The 26,942-nt window shown below is 67.7% G+C and carries 29 protein-coding genes; 17 read left to right on the top strand and 12 right to left on the bottom strand.

The window, feature by feature from the left end:
* The first annotated feature begins 75 nt into the window (after positions 1–75).
* The 5 genes from GRX66_RS00795 to GRX66_RS00775 all read left to right on the top strand — a co-directional run bounded on the left by GRX66_RS00795 (position 76) and on the right by GRX66_RS00775 (position 6,199).
* Positions 76–528: a universal stress protein gene (locus GRX66_RS00795; protein ID WP_159524805.1), complete on the top strand. Its 453-nt coding sequence runs from the start codon at positions 76–78 to the stop codon at positions 526–528.
* Positions 521–2,785, top strand: a complete 2,265-nt coding sequence (locus GRX66_RS00790; protein ID WP_159524804.1) for an amino acid permease — start codon at positions 521–523, stop codon at positions 2,783–2,785. Before GRX66_RS00795 ends, GRX66_RS00790 begins: the two co-directional genes overlap by 8 nt.
* A 127-nt stretch (positions 2,786–2,912) precedes the next feature.
* Positions 2,913–3,671, top strand: coding sequence for an Lrp/AsnC family transcriptional regulator (locus tag GRX66_RS00785; protein WP_159524803.1), 759 nt, complete (start codon positions 2,913–2,915; stop codon positions 3,669–3,671).
* A 148-nt stretch (positions 3,672–3,819) separates the two neighbouring features.
* Entirely contained in the window at positions 3,820–4,503 is a 684-nt protein-coding gene (locus GRX66_RS00780; RefSeq protein WP_159524802.1) for a potassium channel family protein, read from the top strand.
* A 1-nt stretch (position 4,504) separates the two neighbouring features.
* On the top strand, positions 4,505–6,199 hold the full coding sequence (locus tag GRX66_RS00775; RefSeq protein ID WP_159524801.1) for a potassium transporter TrkG: 1,695 nt from the start codon (positions 4,505–4,507) through the stop codon (positions 6,197–6,199).
* A 168-nt stretch (positions 6,200–6,367) separates the two neighbouring features.
* On the opposite strand, the gene GRX66_RS00770 is transcribed toward GRX66_RS00775, so the two are convergent.
* Positions 6,368–6,610 (bottom strand): MarR family transcriptional regulator, encoded by a 243-nt coding sequence (locus GRX66_RS00770; protein WP_159524800.1) that lies wholly within the window; start codon positions 6,608–6,610, stop codon positions 6,368–6,370.
* A gap of 188 nt (positions 6,611–6,798) precedes the next feature.
* The gene (locus GRX66_RS00765) at positions 6,799–7,563 is read right to left on the bottom strand and encodes a DUF429 domain-containing protein (RefSeq protein WP_159524799.1); all 765 of its coding nucleotides are present in this window, start codon (positions 7,561–7,563) and stop codon (positions 6,799–6,801) included.
* A 252-nt stretch (positions 7,564–7,815) separates the two neighbouring features.
* Between GRX66_RS00765 and GRX66_RS19710 the strand changes: the two genes are divergently transcribed.
* Positions 7,816–8,184 (top strand): SHOCT domain-containing protein, encoded by a 369-nt coding sequence (locus GRX66_RS19710; RefSeq protein ID WP_159524798.1) that lies wholly within the window; start codon positions 7,816–7,818, stop codon positions 8,182–8,184.
* 98 nt (positions 8,185–8,282) lie between these two features.
* Positions 8,283–9,674, top strand: a complete 1,392-nt coding sequence (locus tag GRX66_RS00755; protein ID WP_159524797.1) for a permease — start codon at positions 8,283–8,285, stop codon at positions 9,672–9,674.
* A 196-nt stretch (positions 9,675–9,870) separates the two neighbouring features.
* Here GRX66_RS00755 and GRX66_RS00750 read toward each other — a convergent pair whose 3' ends face one another.
* Positions 9,871–11,217, bottom strand: a complete 1,347-nt coding sequence (locus GRX66_RS00750; protein WP_159524796.1) for an RNase J family beta-CASP ribonuclease — start codon at positions 11,215–11,217, stop codon at positions 9,871–9,873.
* Positions 11,218–11,489: 272 nt separating this feature from the next.
* On the opposite strand from GRX66_RS00750, the gene GRX66_RS00745 reads away from it, so the two are divergent.
* Together GRX66_RS00745 and GRX66_RS00740 are read left to right on the top strand one after the other, a co-directional pair.
* The gene (locus tag GRX66_RS00745) at positions 11,490–12,668 is read left to right on the top strand and encodes a M24 family metallopeptidase (RefSeq protein ID WP_159524795.1); all 1,179 of its coding nucleotides are present in this window, start codon (positions 11,490–11,492) and stop codon (positions 12,666–12,668) included.
* 133 nt (positions 12,669–12,801) lie between these two features.
* The gene (locus tag GRX66_RS00740) at positions 12,802–13,941 is read left to right on the top strand and encodes a site-2 protease family protein (RefSeq protein ID WP_159524794.1); all 1,140 of its coding nucleotides are present in this window, start codon (positions 12,802–12,804) and stop codon (positions 13,939–13,941) included.
* A 96-nt stretch (positions 13,942–14,037) separates the two neighbouring features.
* Here the strand turns inward: GRX66_RS00740 and GRX66_RS00735 are convergent, their stop codons facing one another.
* From GRX66_RS00735 to GRX66_RS00725, 3 genes are all read right to left on the bottom strand, one after another.
* A complete protein-coding gene (locus tag GRX66_RS00735) occupies positions 14,038–14,451 on the bottom strand; it encodes a hypothetical protein (RefSeq protein WP_159524793.1) in 414 nt (137 codons plus the stop codon).
* A 230-nt stretch (positions 14,452–14,681) separates the two neighbouring features.
* A complete protein-coding gene (locus tag GRX66_RS00730; RefSeq protein ID WP_159524792.1) occupies positions 14,682–15,398 on the bottom strand; it encodes a DUF502 domain-containing protein in 717 nt (238 codons plus the stop codon).
* A gap of 170 nt (positions 15,399–15,568) precedes the next feature.
* Positions 15,569–16,027 (bottom strand): flagellin, encoded by a 459-nt coding sequence (locus GRX66_RS00725; RefSeq protein WP_325063890.1) that lies wholly within the window; start codon positions 16,025–16,027, stop codon positions 15,569–15,571.
* A 142-nt stretch (positions 16,028–16,169) separates the two neighbouring features.
* Between GRX66_RS00725 and GRX66_RS00720 the strand changes: the two genes are divergently transcribed.
* On the top strand, positions 16,170–16,721 hold the full coding sequence (locus GRX66_RS00720) for a DUF7504 family protein (protein ID WP_159524791.1): 552 nt from the start codon (positions 16,170–16,172) through the stop codon (positions 16,719–16,721).
* 100 nt (positions 16,722–16,821) lie between these two features.
* On the opposite strand, the gene corA is transcribed toward GRX66_RS00720, so the two are convergent.
* The 3 genes from corA to GRX66_RS00710 form a co-directional block, all read right to left on the bottom strand.
* Entirely contained in the window at positions 16,822–17,802 is a 981-nt protein-coding gene (gene corA / locus GRX66_RS00715) for a magnesium/cobalt transporter CorA (protein ID WP_325063889.1), read from the bottom strand.
* Positions 17,799–17,963 carry a hypothetical protein gene (locus GRX66_RS19355; protein ID WP_201292867.1) on the bottom strand — a complete coding sequence of 55 codons (165 nt, stop codon included), beginning with the start codon at positions 17,961–17,963 and terminating at the stop codon, positions 17,799–17,801. Before GRX66_RS19355 ends, corA begins: the two co-directional genes overlap by 4 nt.
* A 115-nt stretch (positions 17,964–18,078) precedes the next feature.
* Entirely contained in the window at positions 18,079–18,555 is a 477-nt protein-coding gene (locus GRX66_RS00710) for a deoxyuridine 5'-triphosphate nucleotidohydrolase (protein ID WP_159524790.1), read from the bottom strand.
* A 177-nt stretch (positions 18,556–18,732) separates the two neighbouring features.
* Between GRX66_RS00710 and GRX66_RS00705 the strand changes: the two genes are divergently transcribed.
* The 5 genes from GRX66_RS00705 to GRX66_RS00685 all read left to right on the top strand — a co-directional run bounded on the left by GRX66_RS00705 (position 18,733) and on the right by GRX66_RS00685 (position 24,171).
* Entirely contained in the window at positions 18,733–20,307 is a 1,575-nt protein-coding gene (locus GRX66_RS00705) for a S8 family serine peptidase (protein ID WP_159524789.1), read from the top strand.
* Between the two features lie 202 nt (positions 20,308–20,509).
* Positions 20,510–22,495, top strand: a complete 1,986-nt coding sequence (locus tag GRX66_RS00700) for an aconitate hydratase (protein ID WP_159524788.1) — start codon at positions 20,510–20,512, stop codon at positions 22,493–22,495.
* A 157-nt stretch (positions 22,496–22,652) separates the two neighbouring features.
* Complete coding sequence (gene rimI / locus GRX66_RS00695; RefSeq protein WP_325063888.1) at positions 22,653–23,153, top strand: ribosomal protein S18-alanine N-acetyltransferase; 501 nt, start codon at positions 22,653–22,655, stop codon at positions 23,151–23,153.
* 22 nt (positions 23,154–23,175) lie between these two features.
* The gene (locus GRX66_RS00690) at positions 23,176–23,727 is read left to right on the top strand and encodes a DUF5810 domain-containing protein (protein ID WP_159524786.1); all 552 of its coding nucleotides are present in this window, start codon (positions 23,176–23,178) and stop codon (positions 23,725–23,727) included.
* A 24-nt stretch (positions 23,728–23,751) separates the two neighbouring features.
* Positions 23,752–24,171 carry a DUF5809 family protein gene (locus GRX66_RS00685; protein WP_159524785.1) on the top strand — a complete coding sequence of 140 codons (420 nt, stop codon included), beginning with the start codon at positions 23,752–23,754 and terminating at the stop codon, positions 24,169–24,171.
* Positions 24,172–24,219: 48 nt separating this feature from the next.
* Here the strand turns inward: GRX66_RS00685 and GRX66_RS00680 are convergent, their stop codons facing one another.
* Positions 24,220–24,651 (bottom strand): metal-dependent transcriptional regulator, encoded by a 432-nt coding sequence (locus GRX66_RS00680; protein ID WP_159524784.1) that lies wholly within the window; start codon positions 24,649–24,651, stop codon positions 24,220–24,222.
* A gap of 211 nt (positions 24,652–24,862) precedes the next feature.
* On the opposite strand from GRX66_RS00680, the gene GRX66_RS00675 reads away from it, so the two are divergent.
* Positions 24,863–25,435, top strand: a complete 573-nt coding sequence (locus GRX66_RS00675; RefSeq protein WP_159524783.1) for an NUDIX hydrolase — start codon at positions 24,863–24,865, stop codon at positions 25,433–25,435.
* 150 nt (positions 25,436–25,585) lie between these two features.
* Positions 25,586–25,972 carry a rhodanese-like domain-containing protein gene (locus GRX66_RS00670; protein ID WP_159524782.1) on the top strand — a complete coding sequence of 129 codons (387 nt, stop codon included), beginning with the start codon at positions 25,586–25,588 and terminating at the stop codon, positions 25,970–25,972.
* 206 nt (positions 25,973–26,178) lie between these two features.
* On the opposite strand, the gene yciH is transcribed toward GRX66_RS00670, so the two are convergent.
* Positions 26,179–26,472: a stress response translation initiation inhibitor YciH gene (gene yciH, locus GRX66_RS00665; protein ID WP_058980746.1), complete on the bottom strand. Its 294-nt coding sequence runs from the start codon at positions 26,470–26,472 to the stop codon at positions 26,179–26,181.
* 34 nt (positions 26,473–26,506) lie between these two features.
* Complete coding sequence (locus GRX66_RS00660) at positions 26,507–26,752, bottom strand: hypothetical protein (protein WP_159524781.1); 246 nt, start codon at positions 26,750–26,752, stop codon at positions 26,507–26,509.
* Positions 26,753–26,942 lie beyond the last annotated feature (190 nt).

Below are 26,942 nucleotides of genomic sequence, written 5' to 3'. Positions count from 1 at the left end.
GACCGCCTCCGGCCACGAACCTACGCGCGTCTCTCGGGAGGCGGAGCCCCCTCACGCAACCGCTCGTGATTCCACATGGCACACAAACCACTACTCGACTGCGTCTTCGTCCCGATTGCCTCGGTGGAAGACGCCCGTGCGACGGCCCGCGCCGTAACGCCGTACCTCCGTGACCGCGACGCGACCGTCGTCGTCGGCCACGTCATCGAGAAAGCGGGCGGCGCGCCGGACAAAGCCTCAGTCGAACAGCGCGAACGGCTCGCGGAGGAAATATTCGAGGTCGTCGACGACGAGTTTGCCAACGAAGACATCAGCCACGAGTGCCACGTCCGCTACGGCACCGACGTCGCCGACACCATCATCGACGCCGCCGACGAGTTCGACGCCGACGCCATCGTGTTCACGCCGCGCGGCGGCAGCAGGTGGCTCCGCCTGCTGACCGGGGACGTCAGCCTCTCGCTGGTCACCCAAAGCGACCGGCCGGTCGTGGTGCTCCCGGACGTCGAGGAGGCCGATACGGATGGCTGACCAGCAGCAGGAACTCGCGCGGGACCTCGGCTTCCTCGAGGCCTACACCATCGGTCTCGGGACGATGATCGGCGCGGGCATCTTCGTGCTGCCGAGCATCGCCGCGGATGCCGCCGGCCCCGCCAGCATGATCTCGTTCCTCATCGGCGGGGTCGTCTCACTGCTGGCCGCGCTCTCCCTGTCGGAACTCGCCACCGGGATGCCGAAAGCCGGTGGGAGTTACTACTACGTCAACCGCGCGCTCGGCGGGTTCTTCGGCAGCATCGTCGGCTGGGGGATGTGGGGCGGGCTGATGTTCGCGTCCGCGTTCTACATGCTCGGGTTCGGCCAGTACCTCACGTACTTCGTCCCGATGGGCGCGACCGGCGTCGCCATCGCAGCGCTCGGCATGGCCGCGCTCTTGGTCGCCGTCAACTACTACGGCGTCAAGGAGACCGGCGCGCTCCAGAACGTCATCGTCATCGCGCTCGTCGGCCTCATCATCGTGTTCGTCGCGTTCGGCGTGCTGAACGTCGACATGTCGACGCTCCGCCCGTTCAACCCCGAGGGCTGGGGCGCAGTCGCCGCGACGGCGGGCACGGTCTACGTGACGTTCATCGGTTTCGAGGTCATCGCCACGAGCGCCGAGGAGATCAAGAACCCGAGTCGGAACCTCCCGCTGTCGATGATTGCGGCGGTGGTCACGCCGACGCTGCTGTACGTCCTCGTGATGTTCGTCAGCACCGGCACGCTCTCCATCGACCTCCTCGCGGATTCGTCGATTCCGGTCGCGGACGTCGCCGAAGAGTTCCTCGGGTCGGTCGGCGCGCTCGCGATGGTCGTCGGCGCCGTACTGGCGACCGTCTCCTCGGCGAACGCCTCGATTCTCTCCGCCGCGCGCGTCAACTTCGCGATGGGGCGGGACAACATCCTCACCAACTGGCTGAACGAGGTCCACAACCGGTTCCGGACGCCCTACCGCGCGATTCTCGCGACCGGCGTCTTCATCCTCGCGCTCATCGCCAGCCCCGTCCCCATCGGGACGCTCGCGGAAGTCGCGAGCTTCTCCTACCTCGTCACGTACTCGCTCGTGCACGTCTCGGTCATGGTGATGCGGCGCGCCGACCCCGAGGACTACGACCCCGCGTTCCAGATTCCGGACGTCCTCTATCCAGTGGTGCCCGCCGTCGGGTTCGTCGCGAGCCTGGCGATTCTGGCCCAGATGAACACCGTCGTGACGCTGGTCGGCATCACCATCGTCGGCGTCGGCGTAGTCTGGTATCTCGGGTACGCCCGCAACCAGGACATCAAGGAAGGGCTGGTCGGCGAGGCAATCGCTCCGGAACCGACGCCGGCCACCACGAACGGGGGCGGCGACGGGTACCGCGTCGTCGTGCCGCTGGCGAACCCGAAGACCGAGCGCGACCTGCTGCGGTTCGCCGCCGCGAGCGCCCACGCCCACGAGGACGGCGACGCCGAACTCGTCGCGGTCAACGTCATCGAGGTCCCTCGACAGACATCTCTCGAGCAGGACGTCGCGTTCGAGGAGGAGCGCGTGAGCCGCCAGCAGGAACTGCTGGACCAGGCGCGGGACATCGCTGCCGAACTCGACGTCGGCCTCCGGACGCGCGCCATCGTCAGCCACGACGCCGGGGACGCCATCCTCGACGTCGTCGAGGACGAGGACGCCGACCACGTCGTGCTCGGCTGGCGGGGGTCGCGGACGACTCGCGAACACGTGCTCGGGTCGACCCTCGATCCGGTCGTGGAGCGGTCGTCCTGTGAGGCCTCGCTGATCAACCTCGCGTCCGAGACCGAACCGGACCGCGTCGGAGACGTGGTGGCGCTGGTCGGCGAGGGGCCGAACGCGCCTGTCACTGTCAGGCGAGCGGCGGAGTTCGCCGCGATCGAGGACGACGCGACGCTGGCGCTGCTGAACATCCAGGCGCCGGACGCCGATGCCGACGCCGACGCGTCCCCCGAGGAACGCGGTCGCGACCTCATCGAGCGAGTCGCAGCTGAGGTCTCGCTGGACGTCGACTACGACACCGAGGTCGTCGTCGGCGACGACGTCGAAGCGACGGCCCTGGAAGCCGTGGACGCCTACGACACCGTCTGCGTCGGCGCGACGCGGGAGGGCGCGGTCTCCCAGACGCTGTTCGGGTCGTTGCCCGAGACGCTCGGGGAGCGAGCGTCCGGCACGGTCGTGATGGCACAGGGCGCGTCCACGTCCCCGCAGTCGATACGCGAAGCCATCATCGAGCGCCTGTCCCGGTAGCCAGTCGCGGCGGGCACGCCAACTCACGCGACGCCTGGCGGCGCCTTTTCTCGGCGGAACGCGTTGTGGGCGCGGGACCGTCACGATGGAAAAATCAATTGCGCTCGCCGCCCAACGGACACCAAGGATGGGCTACCGACTCGACGAGATCGACCGGCTGGCGCTGTACTACCTCGGGTCGGACGCGAGGAACACGACTGCAACGGAGATCGCCGAGGAATTGAACGTGTCGGCGGGCACCGTGCGCAACCGCATCAGCCAGCTCGAACAGCACGGCATCGTCCGCGGCTATCCGGCCGACATCGACTACGAACGCGCCGAAGGGCTGCTGACGGGGCTGTACGTCTGCAGCGTGCGCGTCTCCGAACGCGACCAGTTGGCGAGGCAGGTACTGGACATCCCGGGTGTGGTGAACGTCCGCGAGGTGATGGCCGGTGACGACGGCCTCCACGTGAAGGCGGTCGGCGAGGACACGAGTTCGCTCCAGCGGATCGCCAGCCAGATCGAGGAGCTCGGCGTCACCATCGACGAGGAGAGCCTCATTCGGCAGGAGTACCACCAGTCATACCAGCCGTACGGCCCGGCGGACGCCCCGCACGCGCAGCCGGCGACGCAGGTGACGAGCCTCGTGGGTGGGGCACAGGTCGTGGACCTGACCGTGACGGAGGACGCGCCAATCGCTGGGAAGACGCTGGCCGAAGCGAAAGCCCAGGCGCTGCTCGGGGACGACGTCCTCGTGGTGGCAATCGAGCGAGCCGAAGAGGTGCTGTCGGCGAACGGCGGGACGGAGATTCGCCCCGGGGACCTCGTGTCCGTGTTCTCTCCCGCGGGTATCGGCGACGAGACCCTCGAGGGATTCGGCGGAATCAACGCGAAACAGTCCTGACCCCTCGTCGTTCTGGTCGGGTCTGCAGACGGGACCGCTCGTCGATGCGACCGGGTCAGCGACGGGGGACCGCTCGTCGGTTCGCCGGGGTCCCCGACCACGGGGAGAACGGTAGTATTTCAGGCATCGGTTCTGAACACTGCGGCAAATGTACATCGTGATCGTCGGCGCCGGTGATATCGGGGTCCCCCTCATCGAGATTGCCACGTCGGGGGGCAACGAGGTCGTCGTCATCGAGTACGACGAGGAGCGGGCCGAAGCGGCGGCCCAGCAGTACGACTGCCTCGTCATCAACGACGATGCGACGACGAAGGAGACGCTGAACGACGCGGGCGCGGACCGCGCTGACGCCCTCATTACGACGACCGACCAGGACGCCACGAACATCATGGTGAGCCTGCTGGCCCAGGAACTTGACGTGCCGAACATCGTCTCGGTGGTCCGCAACCCCGAACACATGAACGTGTTCCGCCAGATCGGCGTGAACACGATGCAGAACCCCCAGAAACTCATCGCCGAGAACCTCTACCGGGCGGTCAAGCGGCCGTCCATCGTCGACTTCATGCGCATCGGCGAGGCGGCGGAAGTGTTCGAAATCACCGTCGAGGACGACGCGCCACTCGCCGGGAAGACGCTGCTCGAGGCCGACGAGGCGGGCCTCCTGGGGCCGGAGATGCTGATCGTCGCGATCGAACGGAACGGCGAGGGCGACCCCATCACACCCCGTGGGGACACCCGCATCGAAGCCGGGGACTTACTCACGGTCTACTCCGGCGAGGGCGCGACGCCGGAGGTGACGGACATCTTCGGTCACACTGAAGATCAGAGTTAGCATGGCTGCACGCAACGACGACGTGCTCCCGACGGACCTGCAGATCATCGCGCGGGACGTCGGGTCGCTGCTGTTGATGGAAGCCGCGCTGATGACGTTCACGACCGTCGTCGCGCTCGGGTTCCGCGAGTTCTACGCCGCGCTCGGGTTCCTGATCGCCGGCGGCGTGCTCGCCGGCATCGGCGGCCTCGCCAGACGCGGGTTCGCGGACGCCCCGAACCCGAAGATGAAACACGGCATGGTCATCGCCGCGGTCGGGTGGCTCATGGTGGCGACGTTCGGCGCGCTCCCCTTCCTGTTGACCGCGTGGCTGACGCCGCCAGCCGTCATGGACACGTTCGTCCCGGTGGGACTGGACACGAGCACGTGGGCGCCGGTCAGCGTCGGCGGAACGACGACGCTGTCCAGTCTCGCGTACTTCCGGGACCCGCTGCACGCGCTCTTCGAGAGCATGAGCGGGTGGACGGGCAGCGGGCTGACGATGGCCGTCCGCGAACCGTCGCTGCCGCGGACCATCCAGTGGTGGCGGTCGCTCATCCAGTGGGTGGGCGGCGTCGGCGTCATCGTCCTCACGGTGTCGATTCTCTCGCGGCCCGGCAGCGGGAGTTACGCGCTCTACCAAAGCGAAACCCGCGAAGAGCGGATTCACCCGAGCATCGTCTCGACGGTCCGCACGGTCTGGAAACTCGTCGTCGGGTACACGCTGCTGGCGTTCGTCATGCTGTTCGCGGCCATCCGCGCGAGCGGCAGCGAGTACGCGGAGTCGCTGTCCGTGTGGGAGGTCGCCTGGCAGTCGCTCAACCACGCGATGACGGGTCTGACGACCGGCGGGTTCTCGGTCACCGACAACTCCATCGCGACGTACAACTCCCCGCTCGTGGAGACGACGCTGCTCCCGATCATGATTCTGGGCGCCATCGCGTTCCCGGTACACTACGTCGTCCTGCACGACCGCGACGTCGGCGAACTGGTGTCGGACCTCCAGACGCGGTGGCTGTTCCTGTTGCTGGCGTTCGGCGTCGCCGTGCTCTCGCTGCAGAACGCGTCGTCCGCGCCGGCGACGGCCGGCGCGTTCGCCACGCAGTCGTTCCTGCCGTTCTCGGTGCCGTCGCTCGACCCGGCGCAACTCGACGCGATCCGGGACTCGACGTTCCAGTGGGTGAGCGCGCTGACATGTACGGGGTTCCAGTCGGCTCCCATCGGTCGCTGGCTGGCGGGCGCGAAGGTGATGGTCGTCGGCGCGATGGTGCTCGGCGGCGCCGCCGGGTCCACCGTCGGCGGCATCAAACTCATCCGCGGGTACACCATCGCTCGCGGCATCATCTGGCAGTTCTCTCGCGTGTTCCTGCCGAAGAACGCGGTCGTCACGGCCCGCATCGGCGACCGCACGCTGGACCGCGAGGCGATGGAACGCGAGTTCAGCGAGGCCGCCATCGTCACGTTGCTGTGGCTGCTCGTTCTCGTCACCGGCAGCATCGTCCTCGTGAACGTCGCGGGCCCGGACTTCGGCTACGCCGACGCGCTGTTCGAGGTCGCCAGCGCGCAGGGGAACGTCGGGCTCTCCTCGGGCATCACCGGCCCGACGATGTCGCGGCTGGCTGAGGCGATGTTCGTCCTGAACATGTGGGTCGGTCGCCTGGAGATCATCCCCGTGCTCGTGTTCGTTCGAGCGGGCCTCTGGGGCCTGAACCCCTGACCTCGCTGTCGGCGAGGCAGTCGTCTGGCCGCGGACCGGCGTCCGGCCATCGTTGAACGTCCGGCGTTGAAGGGTAGTTTCGAGAACCGAGGAGTCCGGGCGAACCGCTCTCGGATCGAGGGTCGTGCGTGGTGGGCGGTGAGCCGCGGCGGTGGGACGGGCGAGGCGTCAGCTGAGCGTGTAGACGCGTTTGCGTGCGTCCGAAAACGAGAATCGGGAGTCCACGAGGTTCTGTTCCTCGAGGCGGGTGAGGGCGTACCGGACCGTGCGGTCGGGCAGCAGCGTCTCCTCGGCGAGTTGCTTCTGGGTGAGGCCGTCGTTGTACTCGAGTACCTTGGCGACGAGTTTCGCGCTCGGGGGCATGTCCTCGAGCGCGCCGACTGGTTCTTCGTCAGTACTGGTCGTGCTCATACGCCCATACATAGGACGCAATCAGATAATTCTACCGCCCGGTGAAACAACGTTCAGGGATTATCATGGAAGTATAAATAACGTCCCGCCACTGGCGACGTGGCAGCGACTGGACCGCTCGAGGGCTGTGGCAGAATTCGCCCGGTGCGTTCGCCTGGTGGCTCCCCCACCGAGTCCGGGCCGCGGCGTCACGCGTCCGGTTCCAGGGTCGACAGCCGGGTCTGGTTCGTCGTGGACGGATGGACGATCCGCATCGGAAGGTCGCGCTCGTCGGTCCCGGGCGCCACCGGGAGCGTCGCCCACGCGTCAGTCGACCGCCGAGCCGTAACGGCCGCGACCAGCGCGTCAAGGATGTCGTCCACCCCGCTCACCATCGGCGCGTAACTCGGCGTCGTGTACGTGTCGACGGCTTCCTCGAGGATGTCGGCCGCCTCGGGGTACTCGTCGACGAGGAGCTCCCGCCGCCGGTCGACTCCGGCCGCCGTCTGCTTGGACTCGCCGACCGGCGTCCGGCCGTTCAGCGCCCAGAAGCACACCTCGGGGTGGGTCTCGTAGAGCCGGTCGCGGGCGCTGGGATACATGTCGAGGAACTCGTCGACCTCCCGGATCCGCGGGACGATACTCCACGCCTGGTTCTGGATGCTGAACCCCGCCTGGGCCTCGTTCAGCGCCTTCGCGTCGTCGAGGTTCTGTTCGTAGACCGCGTCCCGGACCGGCGTGTAGAAGACGCTGCGCTGCCGGCGCCCCAGTTTCGCTTTCGCCTCGACGTCACAGGGCCGCTTCTCGTCGGACGGCAGGCCGATGGGGACGTCGACGCAGATGCGGGACGCGTCGCTGTGGTACTTCCACAGGCTCCAGATCGAGGGGAACAGGTCCGCGTCCCAGCCGTCGTCCTCGAGGATGACGCCGAACCAGCCCTTCGACGCCCAATCGACGCCGATGTACTTCGACATACACGCACGCTATCGAAGCGGGACAATAGTTGTTGACATCGCACGCGGTCCGGCCGGACGACGCGACCGGCGAGATGCCGCGGTGCCCGGCTACGACTACGACCCCCCGGTTGCCCGGTCGACGACTCGGGTCCGCCGAGCCGAGTCTTCCGGCGGGAATCCCGGGCGACTTTCGAATCCAAATCCGGGGGGCGTCGATACGTTAGATTTACAACCACAATTGAGGTGAACCAGTCTTGCGTACATCCACATATGAAAGCACGCACCCGCCGAGGCTCGCTCGCGCACCTCGTCGCCGTCGCTGTCGTCGTCGTCCTGGTCAGCGTCGCCGCCCTCAGCGGCACGGCAGCCGCGCACGGGGACGACGCCGGCACCCACCACCACGACGGCTGGATGGGGACCCACACTGGCGGCTTCGGGTTCCTGTGGCTGCTCGTGTGGACCCTCGTCCTCGTCGGGCTTCCCGTGTACGCCGGCTACGTGTTGCTCTCTCGTCGCGACGCCGACGGCGACGAGCCCGACGACGCCCTCGCCGTGCTCCGGCGACGCTACGCGGCCGGCGACATCGACGACGACGAATTCGAAACCCGGCGACAGGCGCTGCTCGGGGAGGAACAATGACAGACGCAGTGACGTCCGGCCAGCGCCGACGGGCCGCGCTGTATCGTGTCCGCCAGTGGCAGCAATCCCACGCTGGACTGCGACCTTGACAGCACACCATGAGCCCGATTCTCGAGACCACCCTGGAGGCGCTGCGGATCGGCGTCGGCTTCCTCTGGACGGCGGCCTGGGCGATCATCATGGGGTTGACCGTCACGAGTCTCGTCCAGGTCTACGTCTCCAAGGAGCGGATGGCGGCGGTCCTCGGGAACGGCGACCTCGACGGTCTGGCGAAGGCGACGCTGTTCGGGGCCGCGAGCAGCGGCTGTAGTTTCGGCGCGGTCGCCATCGGGAAGGGACTGTTCAAGAAGGGCGCGCACGCCGTGAACGTCCTCGCGTTCATGTTCGCGTCGACGAACCTCATCGTCGAACTCGGCCTCATGATCCTCATCCTGCTCGGGTGGGAGTTCCTGGTCGCCGAACTGCTCGGCGGCCTCGTGCTCATCGCCGTGATGGCGGGCATCGTCCACCTCACGCTCCCGGAGTCGCTGTTCGCGGAGGTCCGCGAGACGCTCGCCGAACGCGACCGCGAGCACGGCGTGACCGAGGACCCGACCTGCGGCATGGCTGGCAGCGACGAGTACACCATCACGACCGACGACGGCGAGACGCTGCAGTTCTGCTCGGCGGGCTGCATGGAGACGTACCGACAGCAGACGACCGCCGCCGGCGGCTGGCGCGCGGACCTCCAGTCCTGGGGTGGCTGGTACCGGCTCGCGAACCAGTACCGCAAGGAGTGGTCGATGATCTGGACGGACGTCGTGGCGGGGTTCCTCGTCTCCGGGTTCGTCATCGTGTTCGTCCCGCAGTGGGTCTGGAACGCGCTGTTCCTGCAGGGCGACGGCCTGCTCGTCACCGCCGAGAACGCGGTGATGGGCGTTGCGATCGCCGTCGTCAGCTTCGTCGGGAGCATGGGCAACGTGCCGTTCGCGGTCGCGCTCTGGGGCGGCGGCGTCAGCTTCGCGGGCGTCATCGCGTTCGTCTACGCCGACCTCATCACGATTCCCGTCCTGAACGTCTACCGGAAGTACTACGGCTGGAGGGTGATGCTGTACGTCCTCGGCGTGTTCTTCGTGACGATGGCGTTCACGGGCTTCCTGATGGAGGAACTGTTCTCCGCGCTGGACGTCGTGCCGAACCTCGCGGGCGGCCAGACTGCGACCGAGCAGACGTACTTCGAACTGAACTACACGTTCTACCTGAACCTCGTCGCGTTCGCGCTCTCCGGGTTCCTCCTGTACGTCTATCGCCGCGGCCTCGGCGCGCCAGGCGAGTACCGCGACCCGGTCTGCGGGATGCGGGCCGACGAGAGCGACCCGGCAGCGACCCACGGCGACGAGACGTACCACTTCTGCTCGGCGACCTGCAAGCGCGCGTTCGAAACGAACCCGGAGGAGTACGCCGCTCACGGGCCGATGGCGAGCGCCAGCGGGCACGACCACGCTCACTAACTGGGCCCCGGGACTCGTGCGGCCCCGACTGTGTCGACCACGACTGTGTCGACCACGACTGTGACGGTCCCGACTGTGACGGCCCCGACTGTGTCGACCACGACTGTGACGGCCCCGACTGTGACGACCGGGACTGCGACTGCGACTGTGACGGACGCGATTGCTACGACCAGTACTGCTAGGACCGCGCCTGGGGTTACTCGACGAGCTGGATGGTGTTGCCGTTCGAGGTGACGTGGAGGTCGCGGCCGAGCGTGTAGCCCCGGCTCTTCGCGAGCGAGACGTACCCCGAGAAGCCCTCCATGTCCTGGTGGGCGGGGATGACGTGCTGGGGCTGGAGCGCGTCCAGCATCTGGTAGTGCCCCTCCTGGCGGAGGTGGCCCGAGACGTGGACGTCGTCGTAGATGCGGGCGCCCTGCATCCGCAGTAACTGCTCGCTCTGGTAGCGCTGGCCCTCGTTGGTCGGCTCGGGGATGACGCCCGCCGAGAAGATGACTTTGTCGCCGTCCTCGATGTCGTAGGGGGTCTCGCCGCGGCCCATCCGCGTCAGCATCGCGCGGGGCTCGCCCTGGTGGCCCGTGACGATGGGCAGGAAGTTCTCCTTGCCCTCGTTCATCACGCGCTCCAGGGACCGGTCGACGGACTTGCGGTGGCCGAACATCCCGAGGTTGTCCGGGAACGTGACGGCGCCGATGCGCTCGGCGGCGCCGGAGTATTTCTCCATCGAGCGGCCGAGCAGAATCGGCTCGCGGCCGATGTCGTCGGCGAACTCCACGAGGCTCTTCACGCGAGCGATGTGGCTCGCGAACGTCGTCGCGACGATGCCGCCGTCCCAGTCCTCCATGCTGTGCATGACGTCCTTGAGCTGGCGCCGGGCGACGGCCTCACTCGGCGTGCGGCCCTTGCGGTTGGCGTTCGTGCAGTCCTCGATGTAGCAGAGGACGCCGTCGCCCTCGCGGCCGATCTCGCGGAACCGCTGCATGTCGATTGGGTCGCCGACGACCGGCGTGTGGTCGACGCGCTTGTCGAGGCCGTAGACGACGGCGCCCTCCGGCGTGTGGAGGACGGGATTGATGGCGCCGATGACGGAGTGTGTGACGTTCACGAACTCGAGTTCGCAGCGGTCGCCGATGGCCATCGTCTCCCCGGCGTCCATCTCCACGAGGTCGTTGTCGACGGCGAACTTGCCCTCGTCGTTGATCTCCTCGCGGACGAGCTCCAGCGTGTACGGGGACGCGACGATGGGCGCGTCGTAGCGGTGGGCGAGTTTCCCGATGGCGCCGATGTGGTCGAGGTGGCCGTGCGTCGGCACGATGGCCTTCACGTCGCCCTCGAGGTCGGACATGACGCGGTCGTCCGGAATCGCGCCCATGTCGATGAGGTCCAGGGAGTGCATGCGCTCCGTCTGGACGTTGTCGTGGATCAGTACCTTCGAGAGGTTCAGCCCCATGTCGAAGACGACGATGTCGTCGCCCGCACGGACTGCGGTCATCTGTCGCCCGACTTCCTCGTAGCCGCCGATAGTCGCAATTTCGATGTCCATAGGTGGGTCCGATCAGAGCAATCCCAGAACTCGCAGCGAGTCCGCCGACAGCAGGAGAGGAGGCGGGACCGCGGCCGAAAACGGGCAACACCGCAGCGTGCGAGTATCGACAGGGACGGCCGGGCCGCGTCCTCCTCGGGGACGACGCGTGTTTCGGTTACCTGACCGTCGGGGACGACGCCGTAAGTACTGTCCGGGACGGGCGCGGCCGGCGTGTGGCGTGCTGGCCAGCCACAGTGCCGTTTATCCGTGGGTCGCACGATGTCGTCCCCATGACGCCAGCGATTCCCCGCCTGTCCTCGCATCTCGACGAGACGGATGTCGACGGCTACCTCGTCGACGCGGCCGGCGACGACAGCACCCAGTACTACCTCTCGGGGTACCACGCCCCCGACGAGTTCGTGACGCTGTACGCGGACGGCGCAGTGGCCGTCCTCGTCTCACCGCTGGAGTACACGCGGGCGAAGACCGACAGCGACGCCGACGACGTCCGGAACTACGCCGAGTTCGGGTACCGCGAGAAGGCCGCCCGGATGGACCCACGCCGCGCCCAGAAACTCGTGACTGTCGAGTTCCTCGCAGACTACGGCGTCGAATCGGTCGCAGTCCCCGTGTCGTTCCCGACCGGCACCGCGGACCTGCTGCGCGAGCACGGCGTCGCGGTCACCGCCGACTTCGACTACGTCGTCGCCGACGAGGTTCGCGCGGTCAAGAGCGACCGGGAACTCGAGCACGTCCGGCAGACCCAGCAGGCCAACGAGGTGGCGCTGGCCGAAGTCGAGGGCCTGCTGGAACGCGCGTCCGTCGCGGACGGCGTCCTGCACCTCGACGGGGACGTGCTCACGAGCGAGCGTGTTCGCCGACGAATCGAGCGAACGCTCCTCGAGGAGGACTGCGCCATGGACCAGTGCATCGTCGCGTCCGGCCCGTCGGCCGCACGCGCCCACGACTCCGGGTCGGGCCCGCTGGAAGCGGACGTCCCGATTGTCGTCGACGTCTTCCCGCGACACAAGGAGACCCGGTACTTCGGGGACGTGACGCGGACGTTCGTGAAAGGCGAACCCACCGACCAGGTCGAGGAGTGGTACGACCGCACCGTCGAGGCGTACGAGGCCGCCCTCGACGCCATCGAAGCCGGCGTCTCCGGGGCGGCCGTCAACGACGCCGTCTGCGACGTCTTCGAGGACGCGGGCTACCCGACCCTGCGGACGCACGACTCCCCCGAGGACGGGTTCTTCCACAGCACCGGCCACGGCGTCGGCCTCGACGTCCACGAGGCCCCCTACCTCGCGGAGAACGCCGGGGACCTCGAAGCCGGCCACGTCGTCACCGTCGAACCCGGCCTCTACGAGCAGGGAACGGGCGGCGTCCGCCTCGAGGACCTCGTCGTCGTCACCGAGGACGGCTACGAGAACCTCACCGACTATCCGCGGGACCTGCGCGTCGTCTGAAGCCGGTGCCGGCTCCAGCTTGCCGGCACCACTCGGCCGGACGGCAGCGCGCTGGCCCGGCAGTCGCAGACAGTCTGTCGCCCGGTAGCCGCTTCCCCGGTAGCTAAACGACCGGCGGGTGAACGAGGTGGGTATGCGAAGTTACACGGTCGCGCGAATCTGGGACATCCCGATCCGGGTCAACACCTCGCTGTTGGTCTTCCTCCCGATTCTGGCGTGGCTCATCGGAAGCGGCCAGCAGATCGAGCTGTACGCCGGCTTCATCGAGCGCGTGACCGGCGCCGGGTTCGACCTGGGCGTGCTCCGCGCGGGGTCGACGCCGTGGATAATCGGCGTCGCTGCGGCAATCGGCCTGTTCGTGAGCGTCACTCTCCACGAACTCGGGCACTCGTGGGTGGCGCTGCGCTACGGCATCGAGATCGAGTCGATCACGCTGTGGATTCTCGGCGGCCTCGCGTCCCTGAAGACGCTGCCCAAGGAGTGGAACCGAGAGTTCTGGATCGCCATCGCCGGCCCAGCAGTGAGCGTCCTCGTCGCCGCGGCGTGTTACGCGGCCGTCGTGGCGGCGCCGGAGTCCCTGCAGGTCTCCCGGTTCGTGGTCGGCTACCTCGCGCTCACGAACCTGCTGCTGGCGGGGTTCAACCTCCTGCCGGCGTTCCCGATGGACGGCGGGCGCATCTTCCGCGCGCTGCTGGCGCGGCGGCGCCCGTACGGCACCGCGACCCGCATCGCGGCCCGCGTCGGCGTCGTCTTCGCGTTCCTGTTCGCCATCGTCGGCGTGCTCAGCTTCAATCTCATCATGCTGCTGTTGGCGTGGTTCATCTACGGCGCCGCGACCACGGAGTCCCGGACCGTGCTCCTCGACGAACTCCTCGAGGGCCTCACCGTCGGCGACATCATGACGACGGACCCGCCGACGGTGGACGCCGACACGACGATTGCGGCGTTCGGCGATCAGTTGCTGCACGACCGCCAGACCCGCCACCTCGTCACTGACGACTCGGGGACGGCGCTCGGCGTCGTCACGCTGGCGGACGTCCAGGGGGTCGCCGGTGAAGACCACGAGACCATCCTCGTCGCGGACGTCCTGCGGGAGGCGGTTCGCGTCGAACCGACCGACGACGCCTTCGACGCGCTCGCCGTCCTCAATCAGGCCGGCAGCACGGACGCGCTCGTCGCGTCCAACGGCGACGTCGTCGGCGTGTTGTCGCAGTCTGACTACGCGCACGCCCTGACGGTCCGGCGCGGCTTCCAGGGCGTCCCGGCGGCGTAACGGCGAATCGACGCCGAGGCGTTCGCCGAACGCCAGCAGCGACTCCTCGTTGGCGGCCGCGACGACGAACCCCGTATCCGCCTGCCGAGGGTGTCGTCAGCGACTGCCGTGGACGGCTTCGATGGCTTCCACGACGGGTTCGACCGGTTCGTCCCGGTCGAGCGCCAGGAACAGGCCCTCGTCGTCGAAGTAGACGCGGAGGAGCGTGAAAACGTCGAAGCTCGTGGCGAAGTAGCGGACGTGGTCGGTGATCGGGAACAGTCGCTCAGTGAAGAAGTCGACTTCGGTGAAGTCGATGTGGACGTAGGAGTGAATCTCCTCGAAGTGCTCCATCATGTGGGCTTCGTCGTCGTAGAACGAGCGCGTGCGGTCGTCGTAGTGGACGACGGTGAAGTTGTCGCTGTCGAACTCGACGAACGACCTGAGCGTGCCATCGATGGTGCCCTCGACCGCCTCCTGCATGGCTGGCGTGTCCAGCGACGTACACCCCGGCGTGTTCGAACCGGACATATTTGGTGCGTCTCCGTGTTGTCGGCAGCACCGACTTTAACATTGGGGCGACCGATGGCGAAAATTTACAATATTTTCCAGCGGAATCGGCCGGTCACTGCGAGAATGTGGTGTCGTCCTGTCGCCGGGGCGCGACGTGGCCGCCGACCGCCTCCCGAAGCGGTCGCCTTACACGTCGTCCCGGTCCAGTGCTCGCTGTCCGGTCAGCCGCCGGCGCGTCCGGTGTTTCGTCAGTCGTCGGCCTGCTCGCTGCCAGCCCTGTCATCGGGTTCGCCGCCCCCGCCTCGGACGGTCGGCGGGAACTCGCCCTCGTCGAGTTCGACGACCGCGTCGTCGCGCGACCCGTCCGCCATCCCCGTCGTCATCAGGATGCGGATGGCCGCACGGACGCTCAGGTCCGAATCGTAGACGCGGCTCTCCGGGACGAGCAACAGCGCGCCCTGCGTGGGATTCGGGCTACCCGGAACGAAGACGTTTCGCGCGGGCTCCCCCGCCACGTCCTCGACGTCCTGCGGGCTGTGGCCGGTCTGGAGGCCGAGGCGGTAGAGGCCGTCGCGCTCGTACTCGACGTACACCGCGGAGTCGAACTCGGAGTCCCGCGTGGACACCGAGGACGCCATCTGTTTGACGCTCCCGTAGATGGTCCGGAACACTGGTACGAACCCGACCAGCCGGCTGGTCCGGCCGAGCGTCCGCTGGCCGACGGGCCGGTTCGCGAACGCGCCGAGCAGCGTCACGACGAACAGAATCACGCCGAGCGCCAGCAGTTGGGCCAGCAGGTGGTTGTTCGCGGTGTACGTGGCGAGCCGCGTCCCCTCCACGACGGGTTCGAGCTGGCCGGCGAGCAGGTCCGACAGGAATCGCAGGATGACGATCGTCACCACCAGCGGCGCGACCAGGAGCGCCCCCGTCAGGAAACTGCTCTTCAGTGACTCCTTGAGACCCATACCTCGAAGGTGTCCGCGCCAGAGAAAAGCGTGGCGGTGGATTCGGGACGGGACCGTGGCGTGTACCGCGATAGCGGGCGCGATACGGCGGCCTCGGCGGTGTGGCGTTCGCCGGTTAGTCGTCCGGCGTGGTCCCCGCCGAGCCAGTCAGTCGTGTGGCGTTCGCCGAGTCAGCCCGGCGTGGTGAACACGAACAGGTCGCGGGCGCCCGTCGGTGTCACCACCACCCGGGTTTCCGCGCCGTCGGCGAGGGTGACGTTCACGCTGAGTTCGAGCAGCGTGCCGGGCCGCCAGGCGTCGCCGTCGAGAACGGTCGTCTGGACGTCAGACTGGTAGTTGCCGTTCACGAGCACCGGGACGTCGTCGGGCTTCGAAGGGAGTGTGCGGCCGCCGACGTTCTTCACGTAGAGTGTGAGTGTCTCCGAGGAGTCGTCGTAGACTGCGGTGGGGCTGTCGGCGTCACTGACGATGCGAACGTCTGCGTCGACCCGCTGACTCTCGAGGTCGCTGTCCGCTTCGACGGCGCTGCCGACGCGCGACGCGCTCTCCGTGACCGTGCCCGCGACTGCCGCGGAGACGAGGATAGCAGCGATGAACAACACGAGGTGCGCCGAGGACACGGACGCCACTCAGGGACCACCCGTGCCTGTCATTGCATGCACCTCTGCTGGCGGAGCCGTTTCAATGTTCTCAGTACGGACTGCGCCACCACTGCCCGTGAGAGAATGTGTCAACGCTTATGGTGGTGGGGGTGATTCACCGATGCAAGCAATGCGCGGGGAGGGTCACAGTACCGAACCGAACCACATTCTCGTCGTCGGTCAGACAGCATCGGCCGCCGACGCGGACCAGGCGGGAACGTCGAACGTTATCGGCGTGACGTACAGCACAGACGCCGAATCGTGGCTCGGTCAGTTCCAGGCCGGTCAGGACCGCGTCGCCGTCGTGAGTGTCGGGGAGCACTCGCGAACGGCCGTCGGCGCAACAGCCAGTCAGGACGCCGGGATGGACGTGCTCGCGTCGGTCACCGGCACCGTAGAGACTGTTCCGGAGGTCGACGACGTCGCGTCGGTCGGGATGCTCGTCAACGACTACCTCTCGGCGTGGCAGGGTACCGGCGACACTACCGTGTTCATCGACGACCTCGGCGCCGTCCTCGACGTCGTGTCCGCCGAGACGGCGTTCCGATTTGTGCACGCGCTGCTTGCTCGGTCGTCCTCGATGGACGCCCGCGTCGTCGCTGGCTTCGACACGAGCAAGCAACCGCCCCACGTCGTCGACACGTTCGCGCAACTGTTCGACGAAGTTCGCGAAGGCGCCTGAGCGAGCGCTCGGCGAACGACGCGCTCGCCGGCGGAGGAGAGCGAACGAACTTCTGTGTGCCGCTTCCCTATCGCCGCTCGGGTTCCAGGGCCCGGCGAGCCTAGAGCCAGTTCTCCTGGCGGAAGTACACAAGCAGAATCCCGGCCATCGCGCCCATCCCGACCATCACCGCCGGGTAGCCGTACTGCCAGCCGAGTTCGGGCATGTTCACGGGGCTCCCCCCGAAGTTCATGCCGTAGACGCCCGCGACGAACGTCAACGGGAGGATGACGGTGGCGACGACGGTGAGCTTCTTCATCACGTCGTTCGTGGACATCGACAGCGCGTTCAGGTAGATGTCGCGCGCGCCGCTCGTGAGGTCGCGGTACGTCTCCACGAGTTCCACGAGCTGGACGAGGTGGTCGTAGACGTCCCGGTAGTACTTCTCGGTGTCCTCGCTGATCTGGACCGGGTCGCCGCGAGCGAGCACGCCGACCGCCTCACGGGTCGGCCACAGCAGTCGACGCACGGACAGGAGGTCCCGCCGCAGGTCGTTGATGCGTTCCAGGACGTCCCCGCCGGCCGCGTCGACGACCTCGTCCTCGACGGCCTCGATGTCGTCCTCGATGTCGTCCAGGATCGAGAAGTAGTCGTCGACGACGTGGTCGATGCAGCGGTACGCGGTGAAGTCCGCCCCCCGCGACGCCAGCCGCGGTTCCTCCCGGTTCACGCGCTCCCAGACGGTCTCGATGGCCTCGACTCGCTGTGGTTCGACGGTCACGAGCCAGTCGTCGCCGAGGAAGAACGCCGTCTGCAGCACCCGGAGTTCCTCCGCGAACGTCACGTCGCCGCGCCGCAGCGTCGCGTCCTTCACGAGGACGAACGTGTGGTCGTCGAACTCCTCGACTTTCGGTCGGACGTTCCCGAGCGCGTCCTCGATCTCCAGTGGGTGGATGTCGTAGGCGTCGGCGACCTCGTCGAGGGCGTCAGCCGGCGGGTCGACGACCCGCACCCACGTCGTACCGTCGGCGTCGCGGGCCGCGGCGGGGTCCTCCCACGGTGTTCTGCCGTCGGCGGAGTACACGATGGTGTCGACAGTCACGTTCCCACCTCCGCGCCCGCGGTGATACTCAACAGCGTGATGCCGACGATGACGGCGGTGACGCTGAACGCCCGCCCCGGGTACGGCGTCACGACCCCGGCGACGTAGCCAGCCACGCCGACGACTGTCGCCGCCACGCCCGCCGCTCGCAGCCAGTGCATGCACCACGTCTCACGGCCGGCCACCAAAAATCCGCGCCCCGCGTCCGCCGTCCGCTCGACGGGTCAGTCGTCGGCGACCGGTTGCAGATTTCGGTACTGTCGACGCGGTCGGGGTTTATTCGACTCGTTCGCCCTGGTAGGAGCCGTCGTACGACCCCTCGTGGTCGGCGTCCGCCAGCACGAGCTGTGCGACGCGCGCTCCGCTCTCGAGTTCGACGTCGTGGTGGACCTGCAGCAGTCCCTCACCCTTTCCGGTGTAGCCGGCGTCCCAGACGGCCGTGTTGAGCATGCAGGAGTTGCGCATCAGCGACGACCGCGGGTAGAGGAAGCCGACGTGGTCATCGGGAATCGAGATGGTCTCGGCGTACTGGAGGACGTAGCCGCCGGGCGACAGGCGGAACGTGTCCGTGCCGCCGTCCGCGGCTGGCTCGACCGGCTCGCGGGAACCGATGGCCTTCCCGTCGCGACCGATGCGGCCGGTGTCGGTCTGCTGGAGGACTGCTTCGACGGTGAGGTCGACGCCGTTGGGCTGGACCTGTTGCTCGGACACCGGTTCGACGTGCTCGGCGACGAACGCCCCGCTCGCGTACATTGTCGGGGGTGTCGCGTGCGTTCAGTAATGGTCTGTCGGTTCGGGGCCGCCCGAACCGCTGGCCGGGGTCTCTGATTCCAGGCGACCGGCGCGAATAAACTCTGCATGCGTTGAACATAATTTTTAATCTCGCCCTAGAAAAAATTTAACCCCGGTGGGGGCGTCGATTTGGCTGGTATGGCTGACAATACCAACCTGACTCGACGCAGTTTCCTGGGGGCAACGGCAGCGAGCACCGTCGCGATGGTCGGAGCGGCTTCGGCCGCACCCGGCGGGGGGAACGGGACCGACCGCCGCGAGTACATCGTCGGCGTCTCCGCCACCGAAGACGACCCGAAGGGGTACGTCAAGCAGCACCTCAAAGGCAACGAGGACGCGACGAAGGCCAACGACACACTCAACTCCGTCGTCGTCGGCCTCCCGGAGAACGCCGCCGACCCGGCGCACGAGAACTTCCGCGACCGCCTCGAGTCCGCGGACGCCGTGAAGTACGTCGAGGAGAACGCCGAACTGCAGGCGCAGGTCGCACCCAACGACCCGCGGTACGACGACCAGTACGCCGACCAGCAGGTGAACGCGCCCGACGCCTGGGACGTCACGTTCGGCGACACCTCGGTCACTATCGGCGTCGTCGACCAGGGCATCAAGTACGACCACCCGGACCTCGACGGCAACATGGACGGGTCGGTCTCCAACTACGGACGGGACTTCGTCGACAACGACAGCGACCCGTATCCGGACGCACTCAGCGACGAGTACCACGGGACGCACGTCGGCGGCATCGCGGCCGCGGAAATCGACAACAGCGAGGGCGTCACCGGCATCGGGAACTCCAGCGTGCTCTCCGGCCGCGCGCTCTCCGAGGGCGGGTCCGGTTCGACCAGCGACATCGCTGACGCCGTGACGTGGGCCGCCGACCAGGGCGCCGACGTCATCAACCTCTCGCTGGGCGGCGGCGGGTACACTGACACGATGAAGAACGCCGTCTCCTACGCGGCGGACAACGGCTCGCTCGTCGTCGCCGCCGCCGGTAACGACGGCCAGGGTTCCGTCTCGTATCCGGCCGCGTACAGCGAGTGTCTCGCGGTGAGCGCCCTCGATCCCGACGAGACGCTGGCGTCGTACTCGAACTACGGAAGCGAGATCGAACTCGCGGCGCCCGGCACGAACGTGCTGTCGACGTGGACCGACGACGGCTACGACTCGATCTCGGGCACGTCGATGGCGACGCCCGTGGTCGCTGGCGTCGCCGGCCTCGCGCTCGCGCAGTACGACCTCACGAACGCGGAACTCCGCGACCACCTGAAGGCGACGGCCGTCGACGTCGGCCTCTCGGCCGACCAGCAGGGGTCGGGCCGCGTGGACGCAGGGAACGCGGTCACCACCGAACCCGGCTCCGGCGACGGCGGCGGTGGTGGCGGTGGCGGCGACGGCTCGACGTCGACGACCGTGACGGACTCGCTGTCCGGCTACTGGGACAGCAACTGCTGGTCGTACGGCTTCGAGTACTCGAGTCCGAGCAAGGTCGTCGTCGAGCTCGACGGCCCGTCGGACGCCGACTTCGACCTCTACGCGAACACTGGCGTCGACGCGTGCCCCACCACGTCGGACTACGATTACCGCTCGTGGACGACCGACTCCCAGGAGACCATCACCATCGACAGCCCGGACGCGTCCACTGACCTCCACGCGCTCGTCGACTCCTACAGCGGGAGCGGCGAGTACACGCTCACCATTACCGAGTACGAGTAACGCTGCGACGACCTGGCGCACAGTCCCAGCTGGATCCCCGCTTCTGCGCGCTGTTTGCCCGACAGTTCGGACGCCCGCGAGCCGCCGCTCCGTGGGTCGTGGCCACAAGCCTCAAATAAGGAATGAGGCTCTGTATTAGGCGAATCCCGGAATCCTGAAACACGCGGGATTTATAATCGTAGAAGGTCCAACTTCGGACGCTATGGGACAGACGCTCACGGAGAAAATCCTCGACGACCATCTCGTCGAGGGAGACCTCGAACCCGGTGAGGAGATCGGGATCGAGATCGACCAGACCCTCTCCCAGGACACCACCGGGACGATGGTCTGGCTGCAGTTCGAAGCGCTCGAAATGGACGAGGTCCAGACGGAGCTCGCAGCGCAGTACTGCGACCACCAGACCTACCAGTTCGATTTCAAGAACACCGACGACCACCGCTTCCTGCGCTCGGCGGCCGGCACGTACGGGGCGTACTTCTCTCGCCCCGGGAATGGCATCTGCCACAACGTGCACAAGGAGAACTTCGCCGCGCCCGGGAAGACGCTCCTCGGATCCGACAGCCACACGCCGACGCCCGGCGGTCTCGGCCAGCTCGCCATCGGCGCGGGCGGCATCGACATCGCCGTCGCGATGGGCGGCGGCCCCTACTACGTCGAGATGCCGGAAGTCGTCAACGTCCGCCTCGAAGGGGAGCTCCCCGAGTGGGCGACGGCGAAAGACATCATCCTCGAGCTCCTGCGACGCCTCTCCGTGAAGGGCGGCGTCGGCAAGGTGCTCGAATACACGGGTCCGGGCGCGGAGACGCTCTCGGTGCCCGAGCGCACCACCATCACCAACATGGGGACCGAACTCGGCGCCACCTCCTCCATCTTCCCGACTGACGAGAAGACCAGGGAGTGGATGGCCAGCTTCGACCGCGAAGACGAGTTCGTCGACCTCTCCCCGGACGAGGACGCCGAGTACGCCGACGAGATCGTCGTCGACCTCTCGGACCTCGAACCGCTCATCTCGAAGCCGTCGATGCCCGACAACGTCGTGCCCGTCCGCGAAGTCGCGGGCGAGAAAGTCGAGCAGGTCGTCGTCGGCTCCTGCACGAACGGCGCCTACGAGGACATCCTGCCGGCCGCGAAGATGCTCGAAGGCCGCCAGATCAACCCCGGCACCGAGATGATCGTCGCGCCCGGCTCCAAGCAGGCCTCGGAGATGCTGGCCCGCGAGGGCTGGACCGCCGAGATGATGGCGGCCGGCGTGAACTTCTCGGAGGCGACGTGCGGTGCCTGTATCGGCATCGGCCACGTCCCGGCCTCCGACTCAGTCTCCCTGCGGACGTTCAACCGGAACTTCGAGGGCCGCTCCGGCATCGAGGACGACTCCGTCTACCTCTGCTCGCCGGAAGTCGCGGCGGCGGCCGCCCTCAAGGGCGAAATCGTCGACCCGCGCGACCTCGCCGACGAACTCGGCGACCTCGAGGACCCCGGCTTCGAGATGGCGACGAAGTACACCGCGGGCTACGGCGAAGGCGACGTCGACATCATCACGCCCGAGGAAGCCATCGACGACGAACTCATCAAGGGCCCGAACATCTCCAGCGTGCCGGTCAAGGACCCGATCGACGCCGACGTCGGCGGTGAAACCCTCCTGAAGATGGGGGACAACATCACCACCGACCACATCATCCCGGCGACCTCCGACATCCTGAAGTTCCGTTCGAACATCGAGCGGCTCTCGGAGTTCACGCTCTCCCGCATCGACGACACGTTCTCGGAGCGCGCGAAAGCCACCGACAGCAGCGTGCTCGTCGCGGGCGAGAACTACGGTCAGGGGTCCTCGCGCGAACACGCGGCGATGTGCCCGATGTTCCTCGGCGTGGAAGCCGTCCTCGCCCAGAGCTTCGCCCGCATCCACAAGGCGAACCTCTTCAACTTCGGCCTCATCCCGCTCACCATCGACGAGGAGACCTACGACCGCATCGAGGAAGGCGACGACGTCGAAATCGTCGACGACGCCCGCGCGGGCGTCGAGTCCGGCCAGGAGGAGTTCACCATCCGCGTGAACGACGACTGGGAGGCCACCGCGCACCTCGACGCCTCCGAGCGCGAGCGCCGCACGCTCGCCGCCGGCGGCAAGCTCTCGCTGACGAAGCAGCGACACGGCGACAGCGGCGCTGCCAGCCCGGCAGACGACTGATCTGACGTTCTCCCCGTTCTTTTGCGTTCGACGACCCGATAGCGACGGCTGACCGCCCCGGCCGGGTCGTTCGCCGGGACGCCGACTTTGTGAACCAGTTTCTGGCCGAGTAGGGACGGCCGTAGCACATTTACCGGCGTTGGGCCTAGGGCGAGGTGTGACGACCGTCGCACCGCCGTCGTCCGGGGAGTCCATCAGGAAGGCGACCCGCGCCGACCTGCTGGACGTGTTCCGGATCGAGAAGCAGGTGTTCGACCAGCCGTGGCCGTACTCGGCGTTCGAGCGCCAGCTCGGGACGCCCGGGTTCCTCGTCAGCGAGGCGACGGAACTGGCGGCCGACGAGCGGATCGACGGGTACGTGGTCGCGGACACGATTCCGAACCACCAGCGGCCGCTCGGCCACGTCAAGGACATCGCGGTGCGGCCCGGCGCGCGCAATCAGGGCGTCGGGGCGGCGCTGTTAGAGCGGACGCTGGACGTGCTCGAGCGGCGGGGCGCGCGCTCCGTGAAACTCGAGGTCCGCGAGAGCAACAAGCCAGCGCTGCACCTCTACGAGAAGTTCGACTTCGAGTACCTGCGGACGCTCCCCCAGTACTACACGGACGGCGAGGACGCCTACGTCCTCGTCGCGAACCTCGAAGACCGTGACTCGTTTTAACGGGTAGCCCCAGGGTCCGGACATGGGCTACGAGTGTCCGGTCTGTGACGCCGAGGAGGCCGACGGCGAACACCTCGCGAACCACCTCGCGTTCACGGCGCTCGTCCGCGGCGGCGACCACGAGGCATTCCTCGACGAGCACGTCCCGGACTGGGAGTCACGGGACCCCGAATCGCTGGCGTCGGACGTGACGCCCCACGCCACGGAGACGGACACGGAACCGGTGACGGAGCCACGCGGCCACCAGAACCACGACCACGACCACGAGATGACCGCCGTCGAGCGGACGGGTCAGGCGGACCTCTCGGGGGAGGCCGCCGCGATTCTGGACGACGCCGTGGAACTCACCGAAGCGATGCGGGAGTCCCGGGTCGCGGACCCGAACAACGATGCAGACGGAGCCGACGTGGACGGCGATGCAGACGGAGCCGACGTGGACGGCGATGCAGACGGAGCCGACGTGGACGGCGATGCAGACGGAGCCGACGCGGGCGATGCTGCGGACCCCGGAAGCGACGACCCGGGCGACGAGTTAGACGGGGAGCGCGACGGCGCGGACTCCGAAAACGAGTAGGGCGTGGGACACGCCCTCCTTGACATGGCAGAGACGCGTGGGTTGCTCGCACCGCAGACGGACGCCGAGGTCCGGGAGCGCTTCGAGGCCCTCGGGCCGGCCGCCCAGACAGTGACCCGTGAGGTCGCTCGCGCGATGGACCTCTCGAAGGAGGCGTACGACGAACGCGTCACCAGCGACGTCGTCGGCACGGCGCGGGAGGCGCTGTTCGCGTCCCTGCTGGCGGTCACTGTCGGCGACTACGACGAATTCGAGGCCGCCCAGGACGACTACCCGGACGCGGACCTCTACGAGAACGGGAGCGCGGACGTCGACCGGGCCGCCTGGCACTACGTGCCGTTCGCGGACGCGCTGGTGGCGGCGACGTTCCAGAACGAACCCGACGCGGCGGTGGCGACGCTGCGGCGCATCGCATTCAGTCGCTTCTACCAGGACGTGCTCTGACGGCTGGGATACCGGGTCGGCCAGGCAGGGCAGCCGGTGGACGTCCCGCTACGCCTGGTAGTCCGGACAGCACTCCTCGAAGTCGGCGTCGGGCGCGGAGCACTTCCCCCTGCAGGGGTGGTCGATGTGGCGTTTGAGCGCGAGCGCGGCGTCCTCGGACAGCGACTGGCCGATGGTCTCGCTGTCCAGGTCGTCGAGGCCGAGGTCGGTCTCGGCGAAGTTCTCGACGAGACAGCGCTTCCACATGAGTTCGCGGGTGACAGTCTCGCCGTCGTCGGTGAGCGTCGCGCCCTCGTAGCGCTCGTAGTCGACGAGTCCGCGCTCGGCGAAGTCAGTGAGGCGCTCGGTGACAGTCGCGGGGTTGACGCCGAGTCGGTCCGCGAGTTCGCCGGTTCTGGCCGGGCGTCCCGCTTCGGCGGACACGAGCAGGATCGCGCTCAGGTATCGTCCCGCCGTCTGCGAGAGTTCGCCCCGACTCATTACATCCCCTGCTCCGGTCCTCGGAGGGATAAGGCTGTTCCCAGCGCTGTGCCCGCACGCCGGCGTCCCGGGGCCTGAGCGGCGATTCTGGTCATCGAAGGCACGTATTCCCGGTCGTCGCTGCGAGTCTCCCGGGTCGACAGCGCAGGTCGCCCGGGCCGACGGCGCTCGGTCCCGGGAGTCATTTGTCGGCGGGCGCGTAGCCACGCACATGGCGGACCACGACTGGCCGGTCGTCGAATCGGTGACGGAGTACGAGACGCCGTGGTACGACGGCGGCTACGACCGCGTCGAACAGCCCGACGGCTCCCGGAAGGACTACTACTGGGCGGCGCTCCCGCCGGCGGTGGTGGTCGTCGCGGTCCACGACGGCGACGTCGTCTTCGTCGACCAGTACCGCCCGACGATCCGCGAGCAGTGCCTGGAGTTGGTCGCGGGAATCGTCGAAGAATCGGCTGCGGAGACGAGCGACGTCGCACCTGACCCGGACCGCGAGTCGTACGTGGCGGCGGGCCGCCGGGAACTCCGCGAGGAGACGGGGTACGCCGCCGACGAGGTCCACTTCGTCGAGGAGTTCTGGACGGCGACCGGCATCCTCCGCCACAAACGCGGTATCGTGTTCGCGGAGGGCCTGACGGCGGTCGGTCGCGAACTGGACGACAACGAGTTCCTGTCCGTCGAGCGAGTGCCCGTCGAGGACGCGCTGGCGGTGGCCCGTGCGTCGCCGGCCAACGACGCCACTATCGAGGGACTGCTGTTGGCACGGGCCGACGACTACCTCTGAGGAGCGCCGCGCTCGGAAAACACGGTACTGGTGGCCGGACCCCCGACCCCATCACGCGGTTTGATAGCCCGCGATGTCGCTTCGGTGTACCGGCGCCGCGCCACTCCAGGGACCGCAAGCCGTAACTCGCCGCGGTCCCAGGAACCGTGCATGGACGGCGAGATCTCCGCCGAGGAACTGCAGTCGCTGCTGGAGGACGACGAGGACGTCCGCATCGTCGACATCCGTTCGCCGGCGGCGTTCCAGCGCGGCCACATCCCGGGCAGCGAGTGCATCCCGTTCGGCGACCTCCCGAAGTCGGTCGACCAGCTCGAGGGCGCCGACCACGTCGTCACCGTCTGCCCGCACGGCCAGGCGAGCGTCCAGGCCGCCAACCTCATCCAGTCCTACGAGGGCCTCGACGAGGACGTCCGCGTCGAGAGCCTCGCCGACGGCATCACCGGCTGGACTGGGGCGGTCGTGGCTGGCGACGAGGACGAACAGGGAACCGAAGAATCAGACGCCGACGCTGAATCCGCGACGGACGCACCGTTCTAGGCGTGCAGCTTCGCTCGAGTACGATCGGACCCGTCTCCAGAGTGCTGTCTACGCATCGATTGCCGGTGGAACGTTCGCCCGGTCGCCTCGGACCAGACCCGGACCCGGGGTAGTGGTGGTCCGGTCGCTGTGCCAGCGTCGCAGTCGGCGGCTGCCGGGCTAGTCGGTGTGGCCAGCGAGAGAACGAGCGCGTGTCGACGAACGGGTTAGGCGACGTTGAATCCTTTATCGCGGAGGAAGTCCTCCACGCGTCCCGAGTGGTTTCCCTGGAGTTCGATTTCGCCGTCCTCGACAGTGCCACCGCAGGCGAACTTCGACTTCAGGTCCGACGACAGGCTGTCCAGGTCGACGTCGTTAGGGTCGAATCCTTCGATGACGGTAACTTCCTTTCCGTAGCGTCGCTCGTCGATGCGGATTTCGATTTGCTGGGACTCTTTGGCGACGTCCTCGCAGACGCAGAGTTCCTCGGGCAACCCGCACGTCGAGCACACCTCAGACATTACACGTGTGGATACGAAATCCGCCTATTAAACACTATCGCCGGCGTGCGGGGAGGCGGCTGTATTCGGCAGCCAGCGACCGCGCGAGGCGTTTCGCCTCCGCAGCGTCCTCGTCGTCGACGCGGCGCGCGTACCGAGCGCGCTCGCGGATGTCCGCCACGCGCTGCTCGCGGTCGTTCGCGCGCACGTCCCTGACGAACTCGCGGACCGTCTCCCCGGCGTTGCGCTCTCGATAGCGCTTCTCCATCACGTACTCCACGCGCTCGAAGGCGGCTTCCACCTCCTCGGCGGCGCTCCCGCTCGGCAGCCACCGCAGCCAGAGCGCGCGGTAGACCCGCCCGGGGAATCACACGTTCCCGGACCGCCGGAGAAGACGACAGCCATACGTATCGAGCGCGGTAAGCCCCGGGTATGTCCCGCCGCTCGTACCAGCTCGCGGCCGTGACCACCGTCCTGACGTTCGCGCTCAT

The sequence above is a fragment of the Halobacterium bonnevillei genome, from assembly GCF_009831555.1.
GTDB lineage: Archaea > Halobacteriota > Halobacteria > Halobacteriales > Halobacteriaceae > Halobacterium > Halobacterium bonnevillei.
The sequence above is the reverse complement of the archived record's forward strand: the minus strand, read 5'-3'. Positions and strand labels throughout refer to the sequence as shown.